Here is a 24,260-nt window from a genome sequence, read left to right as displayed (position 1 = left end):
GGGAGCGGCCGGCCCGCGCCCGCCGAAAGGTTGCCGCTGTGTTCAGTGAGGAAAAGTTCCAGCAGGCGCTGCGCCGCCCCCGCCTCGCCCGGCCCGCCCCCGAGTTCCTGGACGGCAACCGCGCTGTGCCGATCCGCGTGATCCCCGAACCCGAGCTGCAGGCCACCACCGAGGAATGGTTCGACCGGTTCGACCGGAAGCTCGAGTACTACGGCAAACTCGGTCTCGATCTGTCCTGGCTTATGGAGTGGGCGAAGAAGTACTGGTGGAGCTTCCTGGCCCGGGATATGAGCCTCAACCACGAGCTGTACGCGCCGGATATCCGCTACACCGACGTCACCACCTTCGGCCGCACCATCGTCGGTATCGACGAATTCGTGAAGTACAACTTCGCCTTCTTCGACGCCATCCCGGACTGGCGCTACGACCCACTGCCCGACCAGGTCTATCTCGATGTCATGCCCGACGAGAAGGTCCGGATCGTCATCCGCTATATCGGCAGCGGCCACTGGGACGGGCCGCTGCGGCTCTACCCCTACGACGGCAGTGCCCCGGTGCTGTACGGCACCGGCCGTTTCATCCAGTGCCCCGCGGTCGACCGCTACCACTTCAACGCCGACGGGCTGATGGAAGAGGGCGAAACCCTCTACGACGCCTTCGACGTCACCCAACGCGGCGGCATCCTCCCGCGCGACGACAGCTGGCAGTTCAAGGCGCTGATGTCGGCGTCCAAGATCCCGGCGCTGCTGCAGCGGTTCCGGTTGTAGCGTGCGCTGTTTCGCTAGTAACCCTTCGATCGGAGGAAATCCGCCACGGTGACCACGGTTTGCGGATTACGCGGCCCTTCCACCAGCGCGGCGTAGGGCAGCGCGAGAATATTGTCCTCCCGGACAGCCGTGGTACCCGCCATCAGCGGGTGGGTGCGGAGTTGCTCGATCTTGGCCTGCACCGAGTTCTCCGGTCCCGCACCGTAGTCCACGATCAGAATCACCTGCGGATCCCGTTGCGCCGCCGCCTCCCACGACGCGCTGATCCAGGAATCGTTCAGATCATCGAAGATATTGCTGCCCCCCGCCGCACGGATGATCTGCGACGGCGCCGCGGTCCGGCCCGAGGTGAACGGTTCGGGAGTTGCACTGTCGAACAGGAACACCCGGGCCGGTTCCCGCCCGGCCGGGGCACTGCCTGCGGCCTTTGCGACCTGGTCCCGATACTGTGCGATGAGCTGGTCGGCCTTCGCCCGCACACCGAAGATATCCCCGAGGTTGGCCAGATCCGCATAGAGCGCGTCCAGCGGTTCCATCACGCCGCGGCGGTCCGTTCCGGGTTGCCGGCACGCCTCGGTCAACTGGTACGGCACCGCCCCGATCGAACGCACCCACTCCGGGGTGAGGCCGGTGGACTCCTTGAATCCGTAGTTCCACCCGGCGAAGACGAAATCGGGATCGGCCGCTTGGACGACCTCGCGGGTGAACGCGTCACCGAGCATCGTCGTACGGTCGAAATCGGCCTGCCACGGTGAGGACGCGATATCGCGTTCCTTACCGCGATAACTGGTGTAGCCCACCAACCGGTCGGCCAGCCCGAGCGCGAACATCATCTCGGTGATACCGGTGTCGTTGGTGACGACCCGCTCGGGGACTCCGTCGACGGTCAGCGGCGCCCCGCAGTTGGTGACGTTCACCGCCGCTCCGGTGGAAGCCTCGGCGGGCTGCTGCACCTCGGCGCCGCATGCGGTGGAAACGACCGCGGCCGTGACGGCCAGTGCCACGAACAATCGGGGAGACCTCATCTAACAGTCCTTCTCGTCGAAAATGATCTGCGGAACACCGAGCCGGGGATGGGTGACGATATGGCCGCCGATCGAGAACCAGCGGGCGATCACCTCCGCGGTGATCACCTCGCCCGGCGGGCCTGAGCAGACGACCCGGCCCGCGTGCAGCACGAAGAGCCGATCACAGTACTGGGCAGCCAGATTCAAGTCGTGCAGGGCCGCGACCACCGTGATACCCAGACCGCGCGCCGCGGACAGGACGCTGAACTGGTGGTGGACATCCAGATGATTGGTCGGTTCGTCCAGCACCAGCACGCGCGGCTGCTGGGCCAGCGCCCGGGCGATCAGTACACGCTGGCGTTCACCGCCCGACAGCGACAGGAAACCGCGGTCGGCGAGATGAGCGATATCGGCCGTCGTCATCGCCGCCGCGCAGATCTCCTCGTCGCGCCGGTGGGTGCCGCGCAGCAGTGCCCCGTGCGGTAAGCGTCCCGTGGCGACGACCTCGGCCGCGGTGAAATCGAACGGTGTGGTGGTGTCCTGGGTCAGCGCCGCCACTCGACGGGCATTCTCGCGCATACCGATCGCCGCGATATCCGTGCCGTCCACCAGAACCCGCCCCGAGCTGGGGGACACGGCGCGGTACAGGCAACGCAGCAGGGTGGACTTACCGCTGCCGTTCGGGCCCACGATGCCGATGAACTGCCCGGCTTCGGCGGCCAGGGTCACTCCCTCGACGATCGTCGTGCCGCCGATCGCCACGGTGACATTGTCGTAGTCGACACGCATCAGCCGCCTCCGGTCAGTGCGCCGCGCCGTCGCATCAGCAGAACGAACACGGGCACGCCCACCGCGGCCGTGACGGCGCCCAGCGGTAACTCCTGCGGCGGCAGGAGAATACGGGCCACCAGGTCGGCGGTCACCAGGAACACCGCGCCCAGCAGCGGGGTCACCAGTATCAACCGCCGGTGGTCGGCGCCGACCAGTAGCCGGGCGACGTGGGGCACCACCAGGCCGACGAACCCGATGGCCCCGCAGACCGCGACGAAACAGCCCGTCATCGCAGCGGAGACCACGAAGAGCAGCAGGCGGAACCGGGAGGCGTTCAAGCCGAGCCCGGCGCTGACCTCGTCACCCATCGACAGAGCATTCAGCTGCCGGGCGCACGCCGCGATGATCGCCAGGCCCACCACGGCAACGGTGACCACCAGCGGGATCATCTGCCAGGTCGCACCGGCCAGGCTGCCGAGCAGCCAGAACATCACCGAGCGGGCGGCGTCGCCGTGCGGTGCCATGAACACCAGCACCGTAGTCACCGCGGAGAATCCGTAGCCGACCGCGGTACCCGTGAGCACCAGCCGCAACGGCACCAGCCCGCTGCTCGACCGGGCCATCAGGTAGACGAGAACGGTGGCGCCCAGTGCCCCGGCGAAGGCAGCGGACGACAGGGCGTAGACCCCCAGCGCACCGAAGGCGCCGAAAAGCACGACCGCAGTGGCACCCACCGACGCACCCGACGAAATCCCCAGCACATACGGATCGGCGAGGGCGTTGCGCACCATGGCCTGAACCAGCAACCCGACGGCACCGAGCCCCGCACCGACGGCTGCCGCCAGCACGACCCGCGGCAACCGGGAGTCGACAACGATCCGGTACTCGGCGATATCCGCCGCCACGACGACACCGCCGGTGAGTTCGGCCCACAGGAAACCGGCGGTGGCCCGCCACGGAATATGCACCGCGCCGAGCATCAGCGCGAGAACGGACACGACCACCAGCGCCGCGGTGAGACCGGCAAGCAGCGCAGCCACGGGCAACCGCCGGATCCCGGGTGCGCTCATGGAACCGGAACCGGTCGTCCGTTCCCCATACCGATGTAACAAGACGCGCGCACGCCACCGAAATCCATCACTGGTCAACCGTTCCCTCGGAGTCGACACCGGACCACGCCGGCAGCGTGGCCGCGCGGGCAGGTCTTCGGACTCGTGAACGTGACACCGGACTCCGGTTATCGCCTACTGACGGTCGCTTCCCGGGCCCGGAGGCCCAGTGCTCGATGACCGCGGTCGTTTTCACATACCGCTGCGGGGCAGCTCCGGATTCCCACCGGATTCCCTCTTACGAACCACCCGTCGTCGACGGGTGGTAACCAGCGCGCGGTCACGGTAACACCCCGGATTTCCGGTCCGGACCCTCCGGGCGGGAATGTGCAGCACCTCACTCGCGTGGCGGCCGTGTTCCGGCGGGTGAGCCGACCCGGCGGCCACCGGTTCCCGGCTGCCGAGGGGAGGCGGCCGGGGCGCGTTTTGGTGCGGCGGCCCTTCGTGCGCTACGGTTGGCAACGCAACGCGGGGTGGAGCAGTTCGGTAGCTCGCTGGGCTCATAACCCAGAGGTCGCAGGTTCAAATCCTGTCCCCGCTACTGAAGGGTCCGGCCGGGACGGTTGAACACCGTACCGGCCGGGCCTGTTTTCGTTACCCAGCTGTCGTCCGGCGTCCTCGATCGTTCCCGATCAGCGCGCCTCGGTTGCCGCGGTTGGGGGCCGAATACGGCACCGTCCGGTATCTCAGGTCAGCGACCGTACTCCGGCGATATCGTATTCGGCCACCGTGGCCCCGGCTATCTCCGCATTCTGCTCGGCGCCGGTACCGGCGCCGCGAAATACCTCCACCGATTCCTGGGTGTCCCAGCGTTCGAAGATATTGATACGGCCGGGATCGGTGAGGTCGGCGCTGATCGCGAAGTCGAGGCAGCCGGGCGCGGACCGCGCCTGTTCGACCACGGTGACGCACCCGGCCAGATACGCCTCGCGGGCTTGCGGTGCGACGAGAATATGTCCGGCGACGATGACCATTGCTGCACTCCTGTTCGGTCGGTTCCCCTGTACCGACCGATCCGTGCCGCCCGATTCATCGGTGCCTTCATGCGGTGCGTCCGGTAGTCACCGCCTCGTCGCTGATGTTGGACGCGGCGCAGCGGTATCCGGTTCCGCGACATCCGAAATTTCGGTCGGCTCGAAACCGGGTCCCGTCTCGCCTCCCGTCGTCGGTACCGCGTGAGCGGCGGGAGGGGATGCGGTCCACCCGGGCCGGTGCCGAGGTTCGGGTAGCGGCGGCGGCTCGCGGCGGAACATTTCGCGGGGAACCGCGGACTGGAGTCCGAACCCCAGGGAGCTGACACGGAGGCCGGGGGCGTCCAAGTGGAGGACCGGTACGTCGGTGGCCGGCAGTGGGCGGAACTCCGGTGCGATGCGGTACCGGGCCTCGATCTCGGCCGGTGGCTCGTGGATCGCGGCGACCTCGTCGTCTTCTTCGTCGAAGGCGGAATACGGTGACAGCCGTACTCGGCCCGGACCGGTGCATCCGATCACTCGACCACCGAACTTCGTCGGCGTCAAGGCTTTTCGTGCACCTCGAAGGCCCGGTGACGGTCCTCCGGCCGGACCCCCGGAGCGGGCACTGTGGCCGGGTTCAGGCCCGCGACCCGAACCGTTCCAGGACTGCACTGGCCTCCTGGGAGGCGGTGCCCTCGTCGGCGAGGTGCGCCATGGTTTCCGGGATCGCGCGGCCGTGATGCGCCATGGCCTGGGCGTAGAGGCGGCCGGCGCGGTAGGAGGAACGCACCAGCGGACCGGCCATCACACCGGCGAAACCGATCTCCTCGGCGACCTTCGAATGTTCGACGAACTCTTCCGGTTTCACCCAGCGGTCCACCGGATGGTGCCGCGGTGAGGGGCGCAGGTACTGGGTGATGGTGAGAATATCGCAGCCGGCTTCGTGCAGGTCGCGCATGGCCTGGGTGACTTCCTCGGGGGTCTCGCCCATACCGAGGATCAGGTTGGATTTGGTGACCAGGCCCTCGGCGCGGGCCGCGGTGAGCACCGCGAGCGAGCGTTCGTAGCGGAACGCCGGCCGGATCCGTTTGAAGACGCGGGGCACGGTTTCCAGGTTGTGCGCCAGCACCTCCGGGCGCGCGGAGAACACCTCGGCGAGCTGATCGGGCTTCGCGTTGAAATCCGGGATCAGCAGTTCCACACCGGTGTTCGGGTTGAGTTTCTTGATGGCGCGCACGGTTTCGGCGTACAGCCAGGCGCCGCCGTCGTCGAGATCGTCGCGGGCGACACCGGTGATCGTGGAGTAACGCAGCCCCATCGCCTGGACGCTTTCGGCGACCCGGCGCGGTTCGTCGCGGTCCAGCGGGGAGGGTTTACCCGTGTCGATCTGGCAGAAATCGCAGCGCCGGGTGCACTGTTCGCCGCCGATGAGGAAGGTGGCCTCGCGGTCCTCCCAGCATTCGAAGATATTGGGGCAGCCCGCTTCCTCACAGACCGTGTGCAGACCTTCTCGTTTCACCAAACCTTTGAGCTCGGTGTATTCCGGTCCCATGGTGGCGCGGGTGCGGATCCAGCCGGGTTTGCGTTCGATCGGGGTCTCGGCATTGCGGGCCTCGATACGCAGGAGTTTACGGCCGGCGGGGGCTTGGGCGGAGGTCATGCGGTAGGACCTTTCGGGTCGCGTGCCGCGGTAGCGGCGGCGGGCTCCGCGACGGCCGGGGTGGCGGCCTGCGGAATATCGTGCTCGGTAACCGGAAGCTCACCGTCGAGCGCGGCCGGTATCGCGGCGGCCAGCCGCTGCCGGGCCTCGGCGACGGTGACGGTGCGGCCCAGTTCCTGGCTGAGGCTGGTGGAACCCACGTCCCGGATACCGCAGGGGATGATGGCGCCGAACGCACCCAGATCGGGGTCGCAGTTCAGCGAGATCCCGTGCAGGGTCACCCCGCGCTGAACCCGGATCCCGATGGAGGCGATCTTGCGTTCGGGCAGCATCCCGGACGCGGCGAGCCATACGCCGGAACGCCCGGGCACCCGCCCGCATTCGACACCGAGATCGGTGACCACCCGGATGAGCGCCTGCTCCAGCCGCCGGACGTAATCGACCACGTCGATCGGCTCGGCGAGCCGGATGATGGGATAGCCCACCAGCTGTCCCGGCCCGTGCCAGGTGATCTTGCCGCCACGGTCGACGTCGATCACCGGGCTGCCGTCGGTAGGCCGGTCGACTTCCTCGGTGCGGCGGCCCGCGGTGTAGACGGACGGGTGTTCCAGCAACAACAGGGTGTCGGCGCCCGCGCCGTCGGCGCGCTCGGCGGCGAGTTCCCGTTGCAGATCCCAGGCCTGCTGATACTCGATGAGGCCCAGATCGCGCACGTCGACGGGGGTGCTGTCGTAGCGTGCCGACCGGGTTGCGGTGCGGGTGTTGTTCACGATCACGACGTTACGCTCATCTCCAATGTGAGCTGCATCAGTGTCAGGTCCATCCAGCGGCCGAATTTGCGGCCCACTTCGGGCAGCTGCCCCACCGTGCGGAAACCGAACCGCTCGTGCAGCGCGATGGAGGCGGTGTTGCGGGATTCGATCACCGCGATCATGGCGTGGATATCTCCGGCACTGCGGGCCCGCTCGATCAGTTCGGCCAGCAGGGCGGCACCGATACCGCGCCGCTGGAAGCGGTCGGCGATGTAGATCGAGTTCTCGGCGGTGTGCCGGTACCCGGATTTGGGCCGCCAGGGGCCGTAGCTGGCATACCCGGCGAGTTCACCGTCGACCTCGGCCACCAGTACCGGCCGCCCGTGTGCGGTGCGGTTGTCGAACCAGGCCTGCCGATCGGCCAGATCGACGGGCTCGTCGTCCCAGATGGCGGTGGTCTCGGCGATCGCCCGGTTGTGGATCTGCAGAATCGCGGGCAGATCACCGATCCGCGCGTCACGGACCAGGGTGGCGGTGGTGGGGTTCATCGGCCCACCGCGGCGGTGAGTGCCGCCCCGACCGTGGGGTAGCGGAATTCGTAACCGGTCGCCTCGAGCACGCCGGGAAGTGCGCGAGGGCTGTGCAGGATCGCCTCGTCGGCGAATTCGCCGACCGCCAGTTTCAGGGCGAAACCCGGGACCAGCAGCGGGGTCGGGCGATGCAGCGCCCGGCCCAGGGCGCGGGTGAATTCGGCATTGGTCACCGGTGCGGGGCCCACCGCGTTGAGTGGACCGGTCACCGACGGGGTGGTGAGGGCGTGCCGGATCGCGCCGATCTCGTCGTCGAGGGATATCCACGGCTGGTACTGCCGGCCGTTGCCGAGCCGCCCGCCCAGACCCAGTAGGAACAGGGCCTTCAGTTGCGGCAGCATTCCGCCGGCGCCGGCGAGTACGACCCCGCTGCGCAGCAGTACAGTACGGGCGCCCGCATCGGTGGCCGCGTGGGTGGCGGCCTCCCAGTCCACACACAGTGTGGGCAGGAAACCGGTACCGGGCGGGCCGCTTTCGTCGACCGGGCGGGCACCGGTATCGCCGTAATAGTGCACGCCACTGGCATTCACCAGCGTCGGCACCCCGGTCCGCGCGACGGCCGTCGCCAGCACATCGGTGGGGGTGATCCGGCTGTCGCGAAGTTCCTGTTTGTACGCGCCCGACCAGCGTTTACCGCCGATCCCGGCGCCGCACAGGTTCACCACCGCGTCCGCACCGTCGAAAACGGCCGGATCGAGTTCGCCGCGGGCGGGATCCCAGCGGCGTTCGTCGGGCGCGGCGGCCGGCCGCCGGACCAACCGGAGCACCTGATCCCCGTCACGGCGCAGCGCCGCGACGAGGGCAGTGCCGATCAGCCCGGACGAACCGGCCACCACAACCAGCATCTACGTGACCTTACAGGCCGAGATCGGCCTCGAACGCCGCCTCTTCGAGGCGGTGCCGGATGGTGGTGAGGAACCGTCCGGCGTCCGCACCGTCGATCAGGCGGTGATCGTAGGTCAGCGGCAGGTAGCACATCGAACGGACGCCGATGAATTCGCTACCGGACTCGTCGGTGACCACGGTGGGCCGTTTGACGATGGCACCGGTACCCAGCATCGCCGCCTGCTGCGGCATCAGGATCGGGGTGTCGAACAGGGCGCCCTGGCTGCCGATATTGGTGATGGTGAAGGTGCCACCGGCCAATTCGTCCGGTTTCAGGCCGCCGGTGCGGGCCCGGTTGGCGATATCGGCGATCGCGCGCGCCAGCCCGGCCAGTGAGAGATCGCTGGCGTTGTGGATCACCGGCGAGATCAGGCCCTGTTCGGTGTCCACGGCGATCCCGAGATGCACCGACGCGTGGTAGGTGATCTCCTTGCTGTCCGCGTCGTAGCTGGCGTTGACGTTCGGGTGCGCCCCGAGCGCCTCCACCACGGCCTTGGCGAAGAACGGCAGGAAGGTCAGGTTCACGCCTTCACGCTTGGCGAATTCGGCCTTGGCCTTCGCCCGCAGGGTCGCGATCTTGGTGACATCGGCCTCGTGCACCTGGGTGAGCTGCGCGGTGGTCTGCAGTGATTCCAGGGTCTTGGTCGCGGTGATCTGCCGGATCCGGTTGGCCTTCTGCGTGGTTCCGCGCAGCGCCGCCAGCGCGGGGCTGGGGGCGGGTGCGGCCGGCGCCTTCGCCGCGGGGGCGGCCGGAGCCGCGGCCGGGGTCGCGGGCGCCTTCTTGGCCTCGGCGGCGGCGAGCACATCCTGCTTGCGGATCCGCCCGCCGACACCGGAACCGGTGACGGTGGCCAGGTCGACGCCGTTTTCCTCGGCCAGCTTACGGACCAGCGGGGTCACGTAGGGGGTGGCGCCGTTACCGGACGAAGCGGGAGCCTGCGCAGCGGGGGCAGGTGCGGGGGCGGCGGGTGCCGGTGCGGGGGCGGCAGCGGCGGGTGCCGGTGCGGGTTCGGGCGCTGGAGCAGGCTCGGGTGCCGGTGCCGGTGCCGGTGCCGGTGCGGGGGCCGGTGCCGGAGCAGGCTGAGAGGCAGAGTTCGCGGCGGGTGCGGCGGAGCCGATCACGCCGAGCTGACCGCCGACCTCGACCACATCGTCTTCGTTCGCGGTGATCTCGAGCAGCGTGCCCGCCACGGGCGAGGGGATCTCGGTATCGACCTTGTCGGTGGAGACCTCGAGCAGCGGTTCGTCGACCGCGACCTCGTCACCGATCGCCTTGAGCCACCGGGTCACGGTGCCCTCGGTCACCGATTCGCCGAGCTCCGGCATCTTCACCGGCGTACCGGAGGCCGCGCCGGACGCGGACGCCGCCGCAGGCTGCGCCGCCGGTGCGGGTTCCGGTGCGGGAGCGGCTTCCTGCGCAGGCGCAGGCGCGGGCGTGGGTTCGGGCTCGGCGGCAGCCGGCTCCGGAGCGGGCGCGGGGGCGGCGGATTCGCCGGCCTCACCGATGACACCCAGTTCGCCGCCCACCTCGACGACGTCGTCTTCCTGCGCGACGATCTTCGTCAACACACCCGCCGCGGGGGACGGGATCTCGGTGTCGACCTTATCGGTGGAGACCTCGAGCAGCGGCTCGTCGACCTCGACCGTGTCTCCTTCCTGTTTCAGCCACCGTGTCACCGTTCCCTCGGTAACGCTCTCACCAAGAGCGGGCATCTGGACGGAGAAGGCCATGTCCGTTGACTCCTCTAACTGCTCGACGGGTCTACAACAGTTCGTTCCGGTGGATCCCGTCGCGGGTCGCGACAGTGTTCCAGCCGGCGTTCATTCTGCGCGGCGCCGGAGATCCGTGTGGTTGTTGTTCCGGGAACCATCCTTGCACCCGTCGCCGCGCGCGGTTACCGGAGGGCATCCAATTCTGCTATCCGGCACCATGGAATCACCGCCCTGTACGGCGGGTTCGGTAGCGAGAGGAGGTCGGCCGCGGTGGGCTTACTCGATCGTTTCCGTCGCGTCGCAGCAGGGCGTGGCGGTGTTTCCCGTGGCCGCTCACCCGAGTCCGCGTATCTCGCGGACTGGGTGCGCACGCACACCGGAGTGGAAGGTTTCGTCGAGCCGAAGACCACTGTGACCGATGTCACCGTGGTGCTGGTTGCCGCGGATGGGGAGTGGACCCGGCGGATCGTCGGCGAACGCGGCGCCCGGCGGCTCGCCCGTGATCTCGGCATCCCGGTGTACGACGTCGGCAAGACCGGCTATCCACAACGGATGCGCGACTACGACGCCCGGCGCCGGATCGAACGCAAACACGCGATGGAACGCGAACTCGACGAGGACTGACTGTCGCCGCTTTCTGGTCCGGCAGCGGCGACCTGCCTCGACTGCGGTGCGCACCCGATATGCGGTATCCGCATATCGCCGAAATGACCGCTACCGGCACCGACGCCGAGTGAGGCACACCCACTCCGGGGCGGCCGCAACCTCACCCGGTTTCGGCCGCCACGGCGATCGAAACTCCTCGCCGTTTCGCGGCCGTGGTCGCGCGTACTGGCGCCACGGCCCGCTTTCGGTCCCAGGTGCGGTGACGGTCGAGCGGCGGAGCGCCGATGCGGAGCGGCAGGTACGCACCGCTCTCCGGCCCTACCCGCCCGCGCAGCTCCCCGCTGTGGGTCCGGCGCCGCCCGAAGGCGACGCCGGACCCGGTCTGCTCGCAACCTGCCGGCGGCCTATTCCGCGGCGATATCCTCGAGCACCGCAATGAGCGTGCGGACCGGGACACCGGTCCCGCCCTTGCCGATATAGCCGAACGGCCCGCCGGTGTTGTACGCCGGACCCGCGATATCGATATGCGCCCACTGCACGCCCTCGGGCACGAACTCTTTCAGGTAGGTGCCGGCCACCAACATCCCGCCCCAGCGGTGCGAGGTCGCGTTGACCATATCGGCGACCTTGGAGTCCAGGTCGGCGCGCAGTTCCTTGGGCAGCGGCATCGGCCAGCCGTGTTCGCCGACCTCCCGGGAGATCCGCGCGACGCGGTCGCGGAAATCGTCGGTGCCCATCACGCCCGGGGTCCGGGTGCCCAGCGCGACCATCTGCGCGCCGGTGAGCGTGGCGACGTCGATGAGGTATTGCGGATCGTCCTCACCGGCGCGGACCATGGCGTCGGCCAGGATGAGCCGGCCCTCGGCGTCGGTATTGGTGACCTCGATCGTGGTGCCGCCGTACTGGGTGAGCACATCGCCGGGTCGCTGCGCGGTGTCCGAAGGCATGTTCTCGGCCATCGGCACGGTCGCGATCACGGTGATCGGCAGGCTGAGCCGCGCCGCCAGCAGGGTCGTCGCCACGACCGCCGCCGCGCCGGCCATATCCGAGGTCATGTTCTCCATGTTCGCGGCCGGTTTGATGGAGATCCCGCCGGTGTCGAAGGTGATGCCCTTGCCCACCAGCGCGACCTTCTTGTCGCCGCCCCGGTAGCTGAGCCGCACCAGCCGCGGCGGCCGCGAGGAGCCCTTGCCGACGCCCACGACACCGCCGTAACCGCCGGCCTCCAGCGCCTTCTCGTCGAGTACCTCGACCTCGAGCCCGGCGCCCTCGGCGAGCAGTTGGGCGCGGCGGGCGAATTCGGCCGGGTAGAGGTGGCTCGGCGGGGTGTTCACGAAATCGCGTGCGGTGGCGACGGCCTCGGCCGTCAGCTGCGCGCGCAGCAGTGCGTCACCGCCGAAATCCGGTTCGGGAACGAGCAGTTCCAGCCGGGCGAGCGGGGCGGCGTCCGGTTTCGGCGCGGATTTCGCGGACCGGAACGGGGTGAAAGAGTAGGCGCCGAGGTAGAAACCCTCCACGGCCGCGCCGATATCGAGGCCGGACAGGGTGGTGACGGCCCGCGTGACCCCGGTCAGCGAGCGGGCGGCGACACCGGCGCTGCGGCGGATCTGCTCGGCGTCGAGATCCTCGGCGCTGCCGAGTCCGACGGCCAGCACACTCGTGACGTTGTCGAGTCCGGCCGGCGCCGGTATCCGGATCAACTGTTCGGCCTTACCGGTGCCGCCGACCGCGGTCACCTGATCGAGCAGCCGGGTACGCAGGTCGGCGTCGAGCACATCACCGAAAAGGTCCTCGGGCACCAGGACGGGGCCGTCGTCGGTGGTGGCCACACCGACGACGAGGACATCGGTGCCGGGCTCGATGGTCTGGGTACGTGCCAATTCCGGTCCGAGCGGACGATCTGCGACAGCTGTCATGGCCTTCAGGCTATGCGGTGGTATTTGCGTACCGCACCGCGACACCGTCCAGGAGCGTGTCCACGGCGTCGGCGAGCAGCGCATCGAAATCGAGTCCGAGTCCGGGTGCCTGCGGGTCGAACACCTTGTACAACGTGGGGCGAGTCGCCGGGTCGATGAGCTCCGCCAGGGCGGCCGGGATATCGGCGGCCGATTCGGCGCCGCCGATGCGGTCCACGCGCTCGGATGCCCAGAGCAGAGCAAGTCCCTGGACCAGCGCGGAGTAGCTCAGATACGCCGACAGCAACTGTGTGCGTGGCAGTTCCAGTTCGTCGAGGGCAGCCAGGGCACGCTCCAGTGCGTCGAACAGGCTCTGCCCGAGCGGCGGCCGGACCCGCGCGAGGACCCCCAGTATCCAGGGATGACGCCGGTAGAGCTGCCATTCCTGATGCGCCTCGTACCGCATTCGCTCCCGCCACCCGGCCAGGTTCGGGGGTGCGGGTGGGGCTTCGGCGAACACCAGGTCGGTCATCGCGACGAGGAGATGTTCCCGGTCGTCGAAATAGCGGTAGAGGGAGGCGGTGGTCACGCCCAGCTCGCCGGCCAGCCGCCGCATGGTCAGCCCGTCCAGACCGGCGCGGTCGGCGAGACCGACCGCGGCGCGAGTGATCGCCACGGTGGACAACCGGCGGACGACCGGGCGTTCCCGCGCCGGAGTCGTCGCGCGGCGGGCCCGGTAGGCGCGGCCCTGACAGGAGCGGGAGCAGTAGCGCCGACGCCGGCCCCGGGACGGTTGACGAAGGAGTTCACCGCAGCGCACACAGTGGGTCACGACCCCGATTTCATCACACGAAATGCCGTGACGAAATAGTAGTGATGTAGTGGTAGGCCGCATATGTTCGTCCACAGGAACACCATTCACCGAGGAGGCGGCATCGTGGGTGCGGAACTGAGTGTGCGACGGGCGGACGAAGACGATTTCGATGCCCTGGTGAAGGCGCTGCGGGAGGCGGCGCCGGACGAGGCGGTGACGGAATGGATGATGCGCGGATCTCCGGTGGGCGAGTTCCTCGACGCCTATGTACCCGAGATCATCGAACGCGGACTCGGCACGGACGAGATCTGGATCGCGGGCACCGAGGACGAGATCTGGGCGGTATCGGTCTGGCAGGCGATCACCTCGGCCGACCGGCTGCACGCCGACGCGGCCACCGCCCGGGAACGTGCCGAACGGGCACCCGATATCCGTCCGCTACAGCGTTCGGCCTATGTCACCGAGTTGCTGGCCCGCGAACACCCCCGGCGCTTTCCCCATCGCTACCTGGAGATGATCGTCACCGTTCCCCGGTACCGAGGGCAAGGCGCCGGTGCGGCGATCCTCGACAACCGGACCCGGGCCTCGGCGGCCGCGGGGATGCCGGCCTACCTGGAGGCCAGTACCGAGCGGTCGTCGCGCCTGTACGCCCGGCAGGGGTTCGTGCGCATGGGCGAAACCCACACCCTGCCGGAGGACGGCCCGACCTTGATCCCCATGTGGTTCGAAGCCTGAGCGTGCTTCCGACCGCCGAGATCACCGATACCGGGAGATGGGCTCTCCGCCCGACCCGACCTGGCGGTCGCGGGGACCGCGACCGGGTGAACCCGAGACCCGGCGCGGGGCCCGTCGAGCCGAGCCGGGGCCGGGATAAGCTCGCCGAGTGAGTGACGCCGGGCTGCAGCAGGGACCTGTCCATGGACTTCACGTCGAACTCGGGGCGAAATTCGCGCCGTTCGGCGGCTGGGAGATGCCGGTTTCCTACACGGGCACCGTGGCCGAGCACACCGCGGTCCGGGAATCGGTCGGACTGTTCGATGTGAGCCATCTCGGTAAGGCGACGGTGCGCGGGGCGGGGGCCGCGGAGTTCGTGAACTCCGCGCTGACCAACGATCTCGGCCGGATCGGCCCGGGAAAGGCCCAGTACACGCTGTGCTGCACCGCCGACGGGGGAGTGGTCGACGATCTGATCGCCTATTTCCTCCGCGACGACGAGATCTTCCTGGTGCCGAACGCGGCGAACACCGCCACGGTGGTGGAGTTGCTGGCGGCTGCGGCGCCGCCGGCGATCACCGTGACCGGCGAACACCACGACTACGCGGTGTTCGCGGTGCAGGGACCGCAGTCGGCACAGGTCCTCGACGCCCTGGGACTGCCCACGGATCTGTCGTATATGGCGTTCACCGATGCCGACTGGCACGGGCAGCCCGTCCGGGTCTGCCGCACCGGTTACACCGGTGAACACGGATACGAACTGCTGCCGCGCTGGGCGGGAGCCGAGGAACTGTTCCGGGCGCTGCTCGAGCAGGTGCGGGCCGCCGGTGGTGCGGTGGCCGGGCTGGGGGCACGCGACACCTTGCGCACGGAAATGGGCTATCCGCTGCACGGGCACGAGCTCTCCACCGAGATCACGCCTGTCCAGGCCCGGGCATCCTGGGCGGTCGGCTGGGCGAAGTCGGACTTCTGGGGTAAGGCGGCGCTGGAGGCCGAACGGGCGGCCGGGGCGCGGCGGATCCTGCTCGGCCTCGAGGCGCTCGACCGCGGCATTCCCCGGGAGAACCAGACCGTACGGTACGACGGTCGCGAGGCGGGAGTGACCACCTCGGGAACCTTCTCCCCGACCAAACAGGTCGGGATCGCCCTGGCCCTGCTCGACCCGGCGATCACACCCGGTAGCGAGGTCGAGGTCGATGTGCGCGGGCGCGCGCTGCGCTGCACCGTGGTGCGGCCGCCTTTCGTGAAACCGCGCACCAGCTGATCCGGACCGGAGGGCGCTGCGGAACCGTGCCCGGGATGCCGGACAACCGACCACCGCGTATTCTGCGCGACCCCAGGACATAGACTGCTGGTCATGACCGCTGCTGCACAGTTCGCCCGTATCCCTCATCCTGCGCCCACCCCGGCGCAGCGGGTACAGGAGATTCTGGCGGCGCCCGGTTTCGGCCGCTTCTTCACCGACCATATGGTCACCATCGACTACACCGAGGCCGACGGCTGGACCAACGCGGTCGTCGAACCGTACGGTTCGCTGACGCTGGACCCGGCGACCATGGTCTTCCACTACGGGCAGGCCATCTTCGAGGGACTCAAGGCGTACCGGCAACCGGACGGGCAGATCGCCTGTTTCCGGATCGATGCGAACGCGGCCCGGTTCCGCCGCTCCGCGCGCCGGATGGCGATGGCCGAACTACCCGAGGAACTGTTCATCGAATCGGTGCGCCAGCTGCTCGAGGTCGACGCGGCGTGGGTGCCCGCCGCCGGCGGCGAGGAATCGCTGTACCTGCGGCCGTTCATGTTCGCCACCGAATCCGGTCTGGGCGTGAAACCCGCCTCCTCGTACAAGTACCTGCTGCTCGGATCGCCGGCCGGAGCCTACTTCCCGCGCGGCGTGAAACCGGTGCGGGTGTGGCTGTCCACCGAATACGTGCGGGCCGCGCCCGGCGGTACCGGCGAGGCGAAGGTCGCCGGCAACTACGCGGCCTCCCTGCTCGCCCAGGCCGAGGCCACGGCCAAGGGCTGCGATCAGGTGGTGTGGCTGGACGCCTGCGAACGCCGCTACGTCGAGGAGATGGGCACCAACAACCTGTTCTTCGTCTACGGTTCCGGCGCCGACGCCCGGCTGGTGACCCCCGAACTGTCCGGGTCGCTGCTGCCGGGAATCACCCGCGACTCGCTGCTCACCCTGGCCGCCGATTCCGGCTATCCGATCACCGAACGCAAGATCTCGGTGGAGGATTGGCGTGCGGGCGCGGAATCCGGTGAGATCACCGAGGTTTTCGCGTGCGGTACCGCGGCGGTGATCACGCCGGTCGGCTCGGTGTGCGGGCCGGACGGCGAATTCGTGATCGGCGGCGGCGAACCCGGCGAGGTGACCATGGCGCTGCGCGACACCCTGACCGGGATCCAGCGCGGCACCTTCGCCGATGTGCATCAGTGGATGCGGGTGCTCTGAACCGCTCCGAATCTGCTCGATAACCCGTGACCACCGGGTACCGGACCGGCTTCCGGTACCCGGGCGGCAGGGTCAGCCGGGCATGAGGGCGTGCCATTCGGCCAGCGACCGCGGCCGCAGCACATAGTTGTTGTCGCGGATCGAGTCCAGCGAGGCGTGCGGGTCGGCGGAGTACCAGTGCCCCGGGTACACCTCCGGATTGATCGGCATATCCGCCAGCGACCGCAGGCTGGCGAACATGGCCGCGGAATCGCCGCCCGGGAAATCGGTGCGACCGCACCCGTCGATGAACAGGGTGTCTCCGGCGATGAGTTTGTCGTCCACGAGAAAGCACTGGCTACCGGGCGTATGGCCCGGGGTGTGCAGGAATTCGATATCGAAGGCGCCGACACTCAGCTTGTCGCCGTGCCCGTGGCCGGTCAGTTCGCTGGGCGCGATCCCGGTGACGTTCGCCACCCAGGATTTCTCCTTGTCGTTCACATGAACCGGGACGGTGACCTGTTCGAGCAGTTCCTTCACCCCGCGCAGCGTGAAACCCATCATGGATCCGCCGATATGGTCGGGATGGTGGTGGGTGACCAGTACCCCGGACAGTTTGAGCCCGTCGCTCTCGGCGATACCGGCCAAATCGCCCGCCGCGTAGGCCGGGTCCACGACTACGCATTCACCGGTGTCCCGGTCGCCGATCAGATAGGCGAAATTACGCATCTGCGTGGCGATCGGGTCGCCCACGGCGAAATCCCGGCCGGCGAGCAGTTGACGGAAGTAGAGGCGCTCGGCTGACATGCCTTCCACCTTATGGGCAGCGCGGCGGCGGTGAGACGCTGCGTTCGCAATATTGAGGCGGGTGACATCAGAGCCTGTCGGCTTTGTGGTGCGCCACGTGTCTGAGTCACCCTGGTTCAGACGGAATTCGCGGCCACGACGAATCCCAACGCCGACAATGCCGTGGTGAGTTCGACAGCGGCGCCGAGCAGGTCCCCGGAGAGTCCGCCGATCCGGCGGATACCGTGGCCGGCCAGCCACCCGGCCGCCGACAACGCGAGCACCGCGACCAACGGCCCGGACCACGCGAGTCCGGGTACCGCGAAAACCGATGCCGCGGCAGCCACGACACCCCACACCGCGACCGTGGCCCGGGACTGTGTTCCCGCGACGAGGGCGCCGAACCGGGTCTCGGGAGCGGGCTCGATACCGTGGCGGCATGCGGCCACGACCGCGACCCGGCCCAGTGTCACCGCCACGATCACCGCGTACCAGTTCCCGGAACCGGCGAGAGCTGTGAACGCACCGGACTGGATACCGGCAGTCAGGACGATCGCGGCCACCCCGAACGGTCCGGCACCGCCGCTTTTCATGACCTCCCGCGCGCGTTCCGGTGGGCCGTACACCCCGAGCCCGTCGAAGGTATCGGCCAGTCCGTCCAGATGCATTCCCCGGGTGAGCAGCGCCAGTACCGCGACCGCGGCGAATCCGGCCGCGGCACCCGCCGGTTCCAGCAGCCACAGCACAGCTGTTGCCGCGAGCCCGAGCGTGAGACCGGCGACCGGCGCCAGCGCGATCGCGCGGCCGGCCGCACGCCGGTCGACCTCGGCCGGGCCGCGGACAGGCAGCACGGTGAGCCAGGAGAAAGTGAGCCGGAGAGTCAGCACAGCGCAGTCCCCGGGACGGGTGCCGTCACTTCCGCATATCGACGGCAGCGGCCTCGGCTGCGCCGGAAGCGGTATCGGCGGCCGTGCTGACCCCGGCGTCGGCGAAGGTCGCCATGTCGGCGAGTACCGCCACGGCCGCGCGGAGTACGGGCAGCGCGGTGAGCGCACCGGACCCCTCGCCGAGCCGCATCTCGAGGCCGAGGATCGGGTCGAGCTTCAGTTTCGTCAGCGCGGCGGTGTGCGCCGGTTCGGTGGAACGATGCGCGGCCACCCACCAGGCCGAGGCGCCCGCCGCCAGATCCTCGGCCACCAGGGCCGCGGCCGTGACGATCACCCCGTCGAGCAGGACCGGCGTGCGCCGCGCCGCCGCCCGGGCGAGAAAACCGGTCATCGCCGCGATATCGGCGCCGCCGGCCACCCGCAGTAATTCGACCCCGTCACGAGCGACCGGCCGGGCCCGCCACATGGCGTCCCGGACAGCCGCCACCTTGCGCATCCAGCCGTGATCGTCGACGCCGGTACCGCGGCCGACAGCCTTCACCGGTTCGGTGCCGGTGAGGGTCGCGATCAGCACGGTGGCCGGTGTGGTGTTGCCGATCCCCATGTCCCCGGCGATGAGCAGATCGGCGCCCGCATCGATCTCCTCGTCCGCGACGGCCCGGCCCGCGGCGAGGGCGGCCGCGACCTCCTCGCCGGTCAGCGCATCCGCCCGGTCGATGGCGCCACTGGACCGGCGGATCTTGTGCCCGCTCACCGCCGGGTCGGTATCGGCGGCGACCGCGATATCCACCACCCGCACGGTGGCATCGGCCACCCGGGCCAGCGCGTTGACCGCCGCACCGCCCGCCTGGAAATTTGCCACCATCTGCGCGGTGACCTCGGTCGGAAAGGCCGACACACCGTGCGCGGCCACGCCGTGGTCGCCCGCGAACACCACCACCCGGGCCCGCTCGAACTGTCGCGGCGGGCACACTCCCTGGCAGGCGGCGACCCAGTTGCCCAGCTCCTCCAGCCGCCCCAGCGATCCCGGCGGTTTGGTCAGCGATGCCTGCCGCTGCTCGGCCGCCGCGCGGGCGCCGGCATCCGGCGGAGCAACGGGTGCGAATCCCTCTGACACTGGTGGAGCCTTCCGGTCGGGTAGCTGTCACGCCGGGCCGCCGCGCGGCGCCTGTGACAGGCCCCGCCACGGTGGCCGGTCTCCCGACAATATTGCCCGCCGGTCCCGGGAACAGCGCGAGGCACCCATCCGTCCCGGAATCCTCCAGCCCACCGATCCGGCCGGGCCGGCCGGGACTCCGGGTCGGGGTGGCCGCCGCATAGGCGGATTCGCTGTCGCGCGCCGTGCCCGGTTCTTCCGTGTTCGCCGGGAGGGCCGAAGGGCGACGCAGGCCGGGCTCTGTGTGGCCGCCTGGGACCAGCCGCCGAATGATCGGCCGGTGCCGTACTCGTCCGCGTCGGCTGTGCACGAATCCGCTACGGACCGGCCTCGGCTGTGGTGTCGACGGTTCACCCGGTTCCTCCGGTGCGACCAGTACGTCCGAGGTCGGGAACCCTGTGCCCCGGAGGAGACCAACCGCATCGGTGATCGGTGCGGTCCGGAGCCGTGCTCCTACCGCCCGACCGAGATCGGTCGCGTCAGCCTGCGATCCGGGACCGCAACACGGGCACACCCGGACCGGTGAGTTCGGCGGAGTATTCGGCGCGGCCGGCCATCGCCATGACCAGCGCCAGTGTGCTGCCCCGGACCTCCGGGCCCGTGCCGATTTCGAACGGCCCGTCGGTGGCGATGAGGTGGAGTCCCTTGCGGACCGTGCGACCGGACACGGTGAAATCGTGTGCGGCGAAGAACCGGGCGACCTCGGTGACCGCGGCGAGTTCCGGAGTCCCGGACAGTCCGAGCGGCCGGCGGATGTCCTGACCGTGCACCACGACCTCACCGAGCCATGCGGGGGTATGGCCGGAAGGCGCGGTTGTACTCGTGACCGCCGTCCGGAATCGGGCGAGTGTCTCGTCGGGACCGGACCCGCGATACTCCAGCATCCGCCGCTGATTGTGCAGGTCGCCGTCGAAACGCGCACCGGCCATACTGCGGATCCACCGCCACCGCCCGATACTGGCCGCGGCGGTGAGATGCGCGACGACTTCCTCGACCGTCCAATGCCCGCACAACGATGGGGACGCCCACTGATCCGGTGTCAGCTCGGCGAGTTCATCGGCCAGCGCGGCCCGTTCCCGATGGATAGCGGCCCAGATCTCGGCTCGTGGCATGCTCTGCACGCGCATATGGAAACACGGGCCGGTGACATAGCGGCACGAGCGCGCGACGACCCGGATCACCATGCCGGGCGGGTGTGGACCGTTTCTGCCGCGGAACCGTGTTCTGTGGGGCTCATTTCAAGCGCATCGGCAGTCCGGCGACGACGAAATAGACGTCGTCGCAGACGTGGGCGAGGCGTTGGTTGAGGGTGCCGATCTCGTCGCGGAACAGGCGGCCCGAGCGGGTCGCGGGGATGACACCGAGCCCGACCTCCGGGGTGACCAGGACCAACCGGCCCGGGTACTGCGCGACAGCCGAGACCAGAGCGTCCATATCAGGGGCGATCGTCCCGCGGGGCGCGTCCCAGGCGGCGCGGGTGTCGAGACGAGCGGTGAGCCAGGTGCCGATATCGTCGACGAGAGTGGGGCCGGGGTGGGAATCACGGAGCACCGTCGCCGGATCGGCGCCGTCGAGCACCGTCCAGCACGCGGGGCGGCGTGCGCGGTGCGCGGCGATCCGGGCGGCGAAATCGGTATCCGCCGGGTCCGGGATCGCGGTGGCGAGATAGCGGACCGGACCCTCGCCGACCAGAGATTCGGCATAGGCGGATTTGCCGGACCGGGCCCCGCCGAGCACCAGCGTGCGTGACCGGCCACCGGACGGCCGTGTCACGGGATCGGGTTGCGGCACCGATCGGTCAGATCGCGTCGCCGGGGCCGACGCGTGGTTTCGGTGCGCGCATCTTGCGCATCTGGGAGGCGCGCACGAAGGCGTACCAGCCCAGCCGGAACCCGGTATCGGTGCTCTTGGGGAACCGTTCCCGGACCCGCCGGTTCACGATCCGGCCGAGCAGGAAACCCTCGGCGATCATGAACACCATCATCACGAGCATCGCCAGGGTGATGATGGATTGCCACGCGGGGGCGGCGAACATGGACAGGATCAGCAGCAGCGCCATCGGCATGAACAGCCCGACCAGGTTGCGGCGGGCGTCGACGATATCGCGTACGAACGCACGGAGCTCACCCCGATCGCGCGGCAGCAGGTATTTGTCCTCACCGGCGAGCATCCGGGCGCGGCGATCCTGCGCGGCAGCCCGGCGTTCCGCGGCCGCGGCCTTGCGATCCGCCTTGGTGCCGCGGGTCTCCTTGCGGCGGGCGCGGGCTTCCTTCGCGGTCATCGGCGGCGGCGCGACGGGACCGCGGCGTCGGCCCTCGGCCTCGCGCCGGCTCGGCGTCGGCCGGCCTTTACCCGCGGTCGGGGAGGCTTTCGCCGGTGCCGCATCGGCCTCGGTGGCATTCGCGGTAGCGGTCGCCGCCCGGGAACTGTCGGCGGGCACGTCGGTACCGCTGGACTCACCGCGTCGGAACAACTTCACGGTAACCAGGCTAATCGGTCGGCTGACCGGCCCGGAAGCCGGGCGGTTGCCGGGTGGGAACGGTCACCGCCCGGCCCGGTCGTGGCGGTGCTCACGTGCGGCGAGATCCGGATACGGTGCCAGAACAAGCCCGGGTGCTGTGGCGCGCGCGGCCGGAGATGGCAAGATGGGGAATAGCAGCCCGTCCGAGGGTGTTGACCCCTGAACCGTGCGCTGTTCACGGACCGACCACGCTGTCCATAGGAGAGTTCATGACTGTGCAGAACGAGACCGCCACCGAAACCCACGGCGTGAAGCTGACCGATGCGGCCGCGGGTAAGGCCAAGGCGCTGCTCGACCAGGAGGGCCGCGACGACCTCGCGCTGCGGATCGCGGTGCAGCCGGGTGGCTGTGCCGGGCTGCGCTACCAGCTCTTCTTCGACGATCGCACCCTCGACGGTGATCTGACCGCCGATTTCGGCGGCGTCACCCTGACCGTCGACCGGATGAGCGCCCCTTACGTGCAGGGTGCCGCGATCGATTTCGTCGACACGATCGAGAAGCAGGGTTTCACCATCGACAACCCGAACGCCACCGGTTCCTGCGCCTGCGGCGATTCCTTCAACTGAGCTGAGTTCGCGCCGCTTCGAGCGGCGTGGGCTTCGGCCCTTCGGTCCAAGCGTTCAGCCCGCATACTCGCGGCTGCGCCGTATGGTCCTACGGTCCGAACGCATGGACGGACTGACGACCTTTCGGACTCGCGGTGCCGTTGGCCTCGTCGAGACGGGCTCGAGCGACAGAGCCCGGCTGTTCTCGGCAAGCCGCCACCCGATACAGCAGGGCTGGTGGCTTTCCCGGCCGGCATCGTCAACCCGGATTGCGGGCAGGAATCAGGTGTTGCCCGACGGTATCGCAGGATAAACACCGTTTACGACACATAGTCGTAGCCCCGGTGAGTTGATACGGTGATTCAGCGGGGGCAAGGCCCCGTTCACTTTCTGTTCGCGCTGATTCCGAAGGGGCCCACTTACGTGTCCATAGCTGTATCCGCGTCCGTCGCGACCGACCATCTCATGCGTTTCCCCGGCCGCTTCGCCGACGCGCTGCTGCCCGATCAGCTCGAGCATGTCTCGCTGAGTTTCCTCGTCGACGATCTGGTGGTCCGGCGGGGCGGCGTGGGCGGCAATATCGCCTACGCCATGGGTCTACTCGGCCGGGCACCGCTGCTGATCGGCGCGGTGGGCCGCGATTTCGACGACTACCGCACCTGGCTGGAGGGCAGCGGCGTCGACTGTTCGGCGGTCCGGGTCTCCGAAACCGCGCATACCGCGCGCTTCGTCTGCACCACCGACGAGGATATGGCCCAGATCGCCTCCTTCTATCCCGGGGCGATGAGCGAGGCCAGCGATATCTCGCTGACCGCGCTCGCCGAACAGCGCACCCTCGACCTGGTGCTCATCGGCGCCAATGATCCCGAGGCCATGCTGCGGCACACCGCCGAATGCCGCGAGCTGCACGTCCCGTTCGCCGCGGACCCGTCCCAGCAGCTGGCCCGCCTCGACGGCGACCAAGCCGTGCAGCTCATCGAAGGCTGCACCTACCTGTTCACCAACGAATACGAATGGGGTCTGCTCAAGCAGAAGACCGGCCTCACCGAGGAGGAGATCGCCGCCCGGGTCGGGGTGCGGGTCACGACCCTCGGTAAAGACGGCGTGCTGGTCGTCGATACCGACGGCACCGAGGTGCGGGTCGCCGCGGTACCGGAGACCGCCAAGGTCGATCCCACCGGCGTCGGCGATGCCTTCCGGGCGGGCTTCCTCACCGGTCACACGTCCGGCCTGAGCCTGCAGCGCTCGGCCGAGCTCGGTTCGCTCATCGCGGTACTGGTGCTGGAAACCGTCGGCACCCAGGAATGGACCCTGGACGCCGACGCCGCCCTGAAACGGCTCGGTGAGGCCTACGGCGCCGAGGCCGCCGCAGAACTCGAACCGCTGCTGCGCTGAGCTTTTCCACACGCCGTGCCCGGCACATCGAGAGGCTCGACAGCAATCGGCCTGCTTCCGCCGGCCAGGGGCGATAGACGCAGACGCTCTTCGCCGGCGCGCGGCGGTGGATCCGCCGACACGGTGGGCAGGGGCGGTTCGATCGCAACAGTGAGGTCGCTGAGTCGAGTCGGTCTGCACGCGACGACAGAGAGCGTGCCGCGGCCCGGCGGGAGTACCAGGCCTTTCCATACCGCTCGGCTCGCGACGGGTCATCCGGTACTCGGACGTAGAAGGGGGCCCCCCGCGCGCGGGGGG

The 24,260-nt window shown here is 69.1% G+C and carries 25 protein-coding genes, 1 tRNA gene and 1 riboswitch; of the genes, 9 read left to right on the top strand and 17 right to left on the bottom strand.

The window, feature by feature from the left end; translation table 11 throughout:
* Nucleotides 1–38: 38 nt before the first annotated feature.
* Nucleotides 39–767: a nuclear transport factor 2 family protein gene (locus QH195_RS09665; RefSeq protein WP_280424907.1), complete on the top strand. Its 729-nt coding sequence runs from the start codon at nucleotides 39–41 to the stop codon at nucleotides 765–767.
* A gap of 14 nt (nucleotides 768–781) precedes the next feature.
* Here QH195_RS09665 and QH195_RS09660 read toward each other — a convergent pair whose 3' ends face one another.
* Genes QH195_RS09660 through QH195_RS09650 form a run of 3 tightly spaced genes read right to left on the bottom strand, consistent with a single transcriptional unit; the run spans nucleotide 782 to nucleotide 3,615 of the window.
* Nucleotides 782–1,792, bottom strand: coding sequence for an ABC transporter substrate-binding protein (locus tag QH195_RS09660; protein ID WP_280435099.1), 1,011 nt, complete (start codon nucleotides 1,790–1,792; stop codon nucleotides 782–784).
* Complete coding sequence (locus QH195_RS09655; RefSeq protein ID WP_280424909.1) at nucleotides 1,793–2,563, bottom strand: ABC transporter ATP-binding protein; 771 nt, start codon at nucleotides 2,561–2,563, stop codon at nucleotides 1,793–1,795.
* Entirely contained in the window at nucleotides 2,563–3,615 is a 1,053-nt protein-coding gene (locus tag QH195_RS09650) for a FecCD family ABC transporter permease (protein WP_280435098.1), read from the bottom strand. Before QH195_RS09650 ends, QH195_RS09655 begins: the two co-directional genes overlap by 1 nt.
* Before the next feature lie 110 nt (nucleotides 3,616–3,725).
* Nucleotides 3,726–3,943: riboswitch (cobalamin riboswitch) on the bottom strand.
* 178 nt (nucleotides 3,944–4,121) lie between these two features.
* On the opposite strand from QH195_RS09650, the gene QH195_RS09645 reads away from it, so the two are divergent.
* A tRNA-Met gene (locus QH195_RS09645) sits at nucleotides 4,122–4,195 on the top strand.
* A gap of 145 nt (nucleotides 4,196–4,340) precedes the next feature.
* Here the strand turns inward: QH195_RS09645 and QH195_RS09640 are convergent.
* Nucleotides 4,341–4,628 (bottom strand): putative quinol monooxygenase, encoded by a 288-nt coding sequence (locus QH195_RS09640; protein ID WP_280424911.1) that lies wholly within the window; start codon nucleotides 4,626–4,628, stop codon nucleotides 4,341–4,343.
* A gap of 345 nt (nucleotides 4,629–4,973) precedes the next feature.
* On the opposite strand from QH195_RS09640, the gene QH195_RS09635 reads away from it, so the two are divergent.
* On the top strand, nucleotides 4,974–5,108 hold the full coding sequence (locus QH195_RS09635; protein WP_280435097.1) for a hypothetical protein: 135 nt from the start codon (nucleotides 4,974–4,976) through the stop codon (nucleotides 5,106–5,108).
* A gap of 136 nt (nucleotides 5,109–5,244) precedes the next feature.
* On the opposite strand, the gene lipA is transcribed toward QH195_RS09635, so the two are convergent.
* From lipA to sucB, 5 genes are read right to left on the bottom strand one after another with little or no spacing between them, the layout of a single operon-like run.
* Complete coding sequence (gene lipA, locus QH195_RS09630) at nucleotides 5,245–6,267, bottom strand: lipoyl synthase (RefSeq protein ID WP_280424913.1); 1,023 nt, start codon at nucleotides 6,265–6,267, stop codon at nucleotides 5,245–5,247.
* The gene (gene lipB, locus QH195_RS09625) at nucleotides 6,264–7,037 is read right to left on the bottom strand and encodes a lipoyl(octanoyl) transferase LipB (RefSeq protein WP_280424914.1); all 774 of its coding nucleotides are present in this window, start codon (nucleotides 7,035–7,037) and stop codon (nucleotides 6,264–6,266) included. The genes lipA and lipB overlap by 4 nt, the downstream gene beginning before the upstream one ends.
* 2 nt (nucleotides 7,038–7,039) lie before the next feature.
* A complete protein-coding gene (locus QH195_RS09620; protein ID WP_280435096.1) occupies nucleotides 7,040–7,567 on the bottom strand; it encodes a GNAT family N-acetyltransferase in 528 nt (175 codons plus the stop codon).
* On the bottom strand, nucleotides 7,564–8,454 hold the full coding sequence (locus tag QH195_RS09615; RefSeq protein ID WP_280435095.1) for a TIGR01777 family oxidoreductase: 891 nt from the start codon (nucleotides 8,452–8,454) through the stop codon (nucleotides 7,564–7,566). Before QH195_RS09615 ends, QH195_RS09620 begins: the two co-directional genes overlap by 4 nt.
* Nucleotides 8,455–8,464: 10 nt before the next feature.
* A complete protein-coding gene (gene sucB, locus QH195_RS09610; RefSeq protein ID WP_280435094.1) occupies nucleotides 8,465–10,225 on the bottom strand; it encodes a 2-oxoglutarate dehydrogenase, E2 component, dihydrolipoamide succinyltransferase in 1,761 nt (586 codons plus the stop codon).
* A gap of 252 nt (nucleotides 10,226–10,477) precedes the next feature.
* On the opposite strand from sucB, the gene QH195_RS09605 reads away from it, so the two are divergent.
* On the top strand, nucleotides 10,478–10,831 hold the full coding sequence (locus QH195_RS09605; protein WP_280424918.1) for an oxidoreductase: 354 nt from the start codon (nucleotides 10,478–10,480) through the stop codon (nucleotides 10,829–10,831).
* A 386-nt stretch (nucleotides 10,832–11,217) separates the two neighbouring features.
* On the opposite strand, the gene QH195_RS09600 is transcribed toward QH195_RS09605, so the two are convergent.
* On the bottom strand, nucleotides 11,218–12,729 hold the full coding sequence (locus QH195_RS09600) for a leucyl aminopeptidase (protein ID WP_280424919.1): 1,512 nt from the start codon (nucleotides 12,727–12,729) through the stop codon (nucleotides 11,218–11,220).
* A gap of 10 nt (nucleotides 12,730–12,739) precedes the next feature.
* Nucleotides 12,740–13,384 carry a TetR/AcrR family transcriptional regulator gene (locus QH195_RS09595; RefSeq protein ID WP_280435093.1) on the bottom strand — a complete coding sequence of 215 codons (645 nt, stop codon included), beginning with the start codon at nucleotides 13,382–13,384 and terminating at the stop codon, nucleotides 12,740–12,742.
* A 261-nt stretch (nucleotides 13,385–13,645) separates the two neighbouring features.
* Between QH195_RS09595 and QH195_RS09590 the strand changes: the two genes are divergently transcribed.
* From QH195_RS09590 to QH195_RS09580, 3 genes are all read left to right on the top strand, one after another.
* Complete coding sequence (locus QH195_RS09590) at nucleotides 13,646–14,257, top strand: GNAT family N-acetyltransferase (protein WP_280435092.1); 612 nt, start codon at nucleotides 13,646–13,648, stop codon at nucleotides 14,255–14,257.
* A 148-nt stretch (nucleotides 14,258–14,405) separates the two neighbouring features.
* A complete protein-coding gene (gene gcvT, locus QH195_RS09585; RefSeq protein ID WP_280435091.1) occupies nucleotides 14,406–15,500 on the top strand; it encodes a glycine cleavage system aminomethyltransferase GcvT in 1,095 nt (364 codons plus the stop codon).
* 93 nt (nucleotides 15,501–15,593) lie between these two features.
* Entirely contained in the window at nucleotides 15,594–16,694 is a 1,101-nt protein-coding gene (locus tag QH195_RS09580) for a branched-chain amino acid aminotransferase (protein ID WP_280424923.1), read from the top strand.
* A 72-nt stretch (nucleotides 16,695–16,766) separates the two neighbouring features.
* Here QH195_RS09580 and QH195_RS09575 read toward each other — a convergent pair whose 3' ends face one another.
* The 6 genes from QH195_RS09575 to QH195_RS09550 form a co-directional block, all read right to left on the bottom strand.
* Nucleotides 16,767–17,480 (bottom strand): MBL fold metallo-hydrolase, encoded by a 714-nt coding sequence (locus QH195_RS09575; protein ID WP_280435090.1) that lies wholly within the window; start codon nucleotides 17,478–17,480, stop codon nucleotides 16,767–16,769.
* A 116-nt stretch (nucleotides 17,481–17,596) separates the two neighbouring features.
* Nucleotides 17,597–18,346: an adenosylcobinamide-GDP ribazoletransferase gene (locus tag QH195_RS09570; protein ID WP_280435089.1), complete on the bottom strand. Its 750-nt coding sequence runs from the start codon at nucleotides 18,344–18,346 to the stop codon at nucleotides 17,597–17,599.
* Nucleotides 18,347–18,371: 25 nt separating this feature from the next.
* Complete coding sequence (gene cobT / locus QH195_RS09565) at nucleotides 18,372–19,463, bottom strand: nicotinate-nucleotide--dimethylbenzimidazole phosphoribosyltransferase (RefSeq protein ID WP_280435088.1); 1,092 nt, start codon at nucleotides 19,461–19,463, stop codon at nucleotides 18,372–18,374.
* Nucleotides 19,464–19,981: 518 nt separating this feature from the next.
* The gene (locus QH195_RS09560) at nucleotides 19,982–20,686 is read right to left on the bottom strand and encodes a maleylpyruvate isomerase family mycothiol-dependent enzyme (protein ID WP_348536824.1); all 705 of its coding nucleotides are present in this window, start codon (nucleotides 20,684–20,686) and stop codon (nucleotides 19,982–19,984) included.
* A gap of 49 nt (nucleotides 20,687–20,735) precedes the next feature.
* Nucleotides 20,736–21,293, bottom strand: coding sequence for a bifunctional adenosylcobinamide kinase/adenosylcobinamide-phosphate guanylyltransferase (locus tag QH195_RS09555; protein WP_432278319.1), 558 nt, complete (start codon nucleotides 21,291–21,293; stop codon nucleotides 20,736–20,738).
* 7 nt (nucleotides 21,294–21,300) lie between these two features.
* On the bottom strand, nucleotides 21,301–21,981 hold the full coding sequence (locus QH195_RS09550) for a DUF3043 domain-containing protein (RefSeq protein ID WP_432278320.1): 681 nt from the start codon (nucleotides 21,979–21,981) through the stop codon (nucleotides 21,301–21,303).
* Between the two features lie 251 nt (nucleotides 21,982–22,232).
* Between QH195_RS09550 and QH195_RS09545 the strand changes: the two genes are divergently transcribed.
* Nucleotides 22,233–22,589: a HesB/IscA family protein gene (locus QH195_RS09545; protein WP_195057714.1), complete on the top strand. Its 357-nt coding sequence runs from the start codon at nucleotides 22,233–22,235 to the stop codon at nucleotides 22,587–22,589.
* A gap of 402 nt (nucleotides 22,590–22,991) precedes the next feature.
* Nucleotides 22,992–23,963: a carbohydrate kinase family protein gene (locus QH195_RS09540; RefSeq protein WP_280424928.1), complete on the top strand. Its 972-nt coding sequence runs from the start codon at nucleotides 22,992–22,994 to the stop codon at nucleotides 23,961–23,963.
* Nucleotides 23,964–24,260 lie beyond the last annotated feature (297 nt).

Source organism: Nocardia carnea, assembly GCF_029868855.1.
GTDB lineage: Bacteria > Actinomycetota > Actinomycetes > Mycobacteriales > Mycobacteriaceae > Nocardia > Nocardia carnea_A.
Note: the sequence above shows the minus strand (reverse complement) of the source record. Positions and strands in the feature narration are given on the sequence as shown.